This is a genomic window from Peribacillus sp. CSMR9, from assembly GCF_033141925.1.
GTDB classification, from domain to species: Bacteria; Bacillota; Bacilli; order Bacillales; family DSM-1321; genus Peribacillus; species Peribacillus simplex_A.
This window is the reverse complement of record NZ_JAOPHO010000143.1, coordinates 1-3,270: the sequence shown is the minus strand read 5'-3', so window position 1 is coordinate 3,270 and position 3,270 is coordinate 1. Positions and strand designations below refer to the sequence as shown.

4 protein-coding genes and 2 pseudogenes are annotated in these 3,270 nt (G+C 34.0%); all 6 read right to left on the bottom strand.

Going from position 1 to position 3,270, the window contains the following annotated elements:
* Positions 1-313: 313 nt before the first annotated feature.
* The 6 genes and pseudogenes from N9I19_RS24280 to N9I19_RS24260 all read right to left on the bottom strand — a co-directional run bounded on the left by N9I19_RS24280 (position 314) and on the right by N9I19_RS24260 (position 3,125).
* Positions 314-505 (bottom strand): MBL fold metallo-hydrolase, encoded by a 192-nt coding sequence (locus N9I19_RS24280; RefSeq protein ID WP_317779262.1) that lies wholly within the window; start codon positions 503-505, stop codon positions 314-316.
* A gap of 50 nt (positions 506-555) precedes the next feature.
* Positions 556-654 (bottom strand): annotated as a pseudogene (locus N9I19_RS25510) (deaminase domain-containing protein); the annotation flags it as partial.
* Between the two features lie 440 nt (positions 655-1,094).
* Positions 1,095-1,250: pseudogene (locus tag N9I19_RS24275) on the bottom strand (hypothetical protein); the annotation flags it as partial.
* A gap of 10 nt (positions 1,251-1,260) precedes the next feature.
* The gene (locus N9I19_RS24270; protein WP_317779261.1) at positions 1,261-1,839 is read right to left on the bottom strand and encodes a T6SS immunity protein Tdi1 domain-containing protein; all 579 of its coding nucleotides are present in this window, start codon (positions 1,837-1,839) and stop codon (positions 1,261-1,263) included.
* A 19-nt stretch (positions 1,840-1,858) separates the two neighbouring features.
* Positions 1,859-2,371: a polymorphic toxin type 15 domain-containing protein gene (locus N9I19_RS24265; protein WP_317779260.1), complete on the bottom strand. Its 513-nt coding sequence runs from the start codon at positions 2,369-2,371 to the stop codon at positions 1,859-1,861.
* A gap of 298 nt (positions 2,372-2,669) precedes the next feature.
* Positions 2,670-3,125 (bottom strand): immunity protein YezG family protein, encoded by a 456-nt coding sequence (locus tag N9I19_RS24260; RefSeq protein WP_089363861.1) that lies wholly within the window; start codon positions 3,123-3,125, stop codon positions 2,670-2,672.
* Positions 3,126-3,270 lie beyond the last annotated feature (145 nt).

The following is a 3,270-nucleotide window of genomic DNA, read 5'->3' as shown; positions in this document are numbered from 1 at the left end:
TAAGCTAACCACTACTACTGCCTTCATGGTTCGGGACTTTCACCCTATAGATTGCACCCATGCCGGGCGCACAAAAAGGGCAGCCACTAGGACTGCCCTTGTAGAACAACTGCCTTACAGTTTAATGGTGCTTTTTCTTGCATTTTTTACATTTACAACGCTTTCTGGGCACCCATACTTTACTGGGGTCATTATTCTCAAAACATTTTTCTACATAACAACAATATATTTCCATCCTAACACCCTCCTTACTATTGTATATGCATGGACTTATCGAAGGTGTGGACAAGTTGCTAAAAGTTTAGAAGGGGATTCATTTTACATGGTTCTGTACAATCTCCAATGTATGTGGGAGCAAACTGAAATCTCCCCAAGTTTTATGACCTGGAATAACGATTTTCGCATCCTTATATACATTCATTAAATTCTTCATCGTATTTGGCCACGCTTCCATGTTAGCTTCATCAATGATCCCGGAATTCTTTTGATCCAGCGCGAAAATCATATCTCCAAATAATAAATTATACTTTGGAAGTATGGGCTTCTCCTGGGAATTAAATTACCTCTTATCTCTTTCACTCTATCAATTATATGTGCTTCTGCTACCGGATCTATTTGTCTTGTTGGATATACTTTACCCGTACCTTTAGGAACACTCTCCCCTGAAACACCCTCTACTTTGCTATCCTTCACCGTGAAATTTCTGATAGGCTTCCTTAATTGTCTGCTTTTCCATCATAACTTGGCGAAGGGTTGGTCCTCCTGCGAGGGATACTTGTTCCATACTTATCCGTTTAGGGATTTCTTTTTTACCGATTGCTTCACCTATATTTTTTAACGTGGTTTTTCCTGATCTCGCGATGTCTGTTATTGTAGCTTGAACCTTCTGAACCTGCTTTTGCGCAAATTCCTTGCTGTAAGGGACGAACTTTGTACCACTCGCTACTTTTTTCTAAGCAACCTTGCCTTGAAGTAAATCTGTATGATTTTAAGTCCTTACGGCCTATTATCGGAAGAGCCCGATATGGCGTAAGATGATCCATTTTCATATTTCAACAATGAAAAGACAAAAGACCTTAACTTTTGCGTTAAGGTCATTCAAAAGAACAAGCTCTTCTTGTCCTCCAATATTCATTCTTAAGGTATTCTTCTAAAATATTCTTATCATATTCAGATTCATGTAAAAGACCCAAGCAAGTATATTCCCAAATACCCCTTCTTTCGTGATTATCTGAATCTGATAGATCTTCATAATTATAATCATAATCTTTTCAACTTGATTGGTTCCCCCTTATTCGATTGGCCCATGAATTGAGTAATCAGATAAATATGTTCAATAAGTTTCACCTTTTTCAGGTTTTCCACTTTATCTGGTCCACCTAATCCAAGGAGAGGGGTATAACCAAAACATTCATCAAAATCTGGTTCTCCATATTTATCAACTGCTTCAGGATAAGGATTCCATTCTAATTCTTCAACAATAAAGCTATTATCATTTAAATCATCTAGAAAAAAGTCAAAACCAGCTGAAATAACATTTACATTCCCCTTTCTAAAATTTAGCAAGTTTAAATATCTTCCTTTTTCCCAAACAATTATATCGCCCATAGATGTAGCAAATAACGGAATAGCATCTTCGCTTCTTATATATACATCTTTTAAAAGTTCTTCAAATACATCAGGGTTTACCAATTTTAAATAACCTTTTAATATACTCCCAAACCCGTATTGCCTCCATATTTCTGTTATTTGTTCTGGTATCTTCTCTTTATATTTATCGATGACTTCTTTATCAATTTTTTCTTCTAATATAAATCCTTCAAATGCATTATTTGACAAATTATTCTCCCTCCAATAATTAATTCATTAATTTAATATTTAAATATGTTGATTTTCTTTCTGATTCAACCATGGTTTTTGATAGCTCTCTTATTTGTTCATCTAATACATCTATTCTGTATTTCCATTGAGAACCAATAGAAGAATTAACTTTTTTATCCCCCATTCCACCTATATTAATAGGATTACCTCCCGCAATTTGATCCGGGTTATGGAGAGCAGCTTGAGTTTCTAACCATTCATTTGCTTTTTTGTTTGCGTCTTGTCTAGACAATCCTTGTTTACGTAATTCTAAAACTTTTTCTTTTAAAGCTTCTTTTCTAGCAAGTTTTTGAGCTGCATTCCCTTCTAAAGCTCTTCCTTCTTCTATATATCTTTCTCTATTCTTTAAATACTCTTCAATAGTTAAATCATTCAACCCTTTTTCTTGGTCTTTTAACTGTCTTGAAAATTCTTCTGTATTGTGTTTTGGATTTTGCTTGAACATAACCTCTATTTCTGAGATTCTTTGGACATGGTACAAAACACCCATACCCTTACCTACTCTAGTGTATTATGCTCTTTTAATTTTTAACGCTATAACGCTAAAAAGCACTCGTTGCCTTTAGTAGACAATCAAGCGCTTTAGGTTCATTTTCTAAATAAATCATTAAGTTTCATGTTTTAATGTTGACAGTATGACATCTATGAGGGGTCCTATCTATTAAAATGTTATCCCGCCCTATTTTCGTTCTTATTACCTAATATTAAAATTACATTGACACACCTTGAAGGTACAACCTTAATGAGTCATGAATTCAAATTAGAGCGTATCTTCGAGTGTAAACAAATTAAAGGTTATTATTTTTTATCTCATCAAACCACTCATTAAAAATATGAGTGGCCGTTTTAATCTCATCATGCGTATAAACTAAATCATACTTGTATTCAGCTTTGAAGTTCCCACTCTTTACATCATATATTAATTTCATCTCAGTGGGCATATCTCTTTTATATTCTTTGCACAATGCTTTGATTTTTCCCATATCTTCATTTAAGATATCTAATACCATAAAATTTCGTTCTGCAGATACATCATAGCTTTCTTCCTCATTCTCCAATGCATCATTCAATTTATGAGGCTCTACATACTTATCGTTAATCATATAAAAAAAATCGCTCGCAGTAACTCCTTCTTCACGTGAAGCATAAACATACACTTTATCTGCTCTATCTTCAACATATTCCATACATATGGATATCATATCTGCTTGCAATTCACTAAACTTATCTTCAAATTCTTTCATTCTACTTTTCACTCCTTAGATTAATTTTCAAGAACTCTAGAGCTCCTTTTACCATCAATAGTATATATTTGGTATGTCAACACTAAACTAGACAACTTTTTTAAGGTGTTCAAGTTTGTAATCAATCGGACTTACATAACCCAGT

Excerpts from the sequence above, each read along its gene's own strand:
- N9I19_RS24280 (WP_317779262.1), bottom strand. The coding sequence starts at position 505 with ATGATTTTCGCGCTGGATCAAAAGAATTCCGGGATCATTGATGAAGCT.
- N9I19_RS24265 (WP_317779260.1), bottom strand. The coding sequence starts at position 2,371 with ATGGGTGTTTTGTACCATGTCCAAAGAATCTCAGAAATAGAGGTTATG.
- N9I19_RS24260 (WP_089363861.1), bottom strand. The coding sequence starts at position 3,125 with ATGAAAGAATTTGAAGATAAGTTTAGTGAATTGCAAGCAGATATGATA.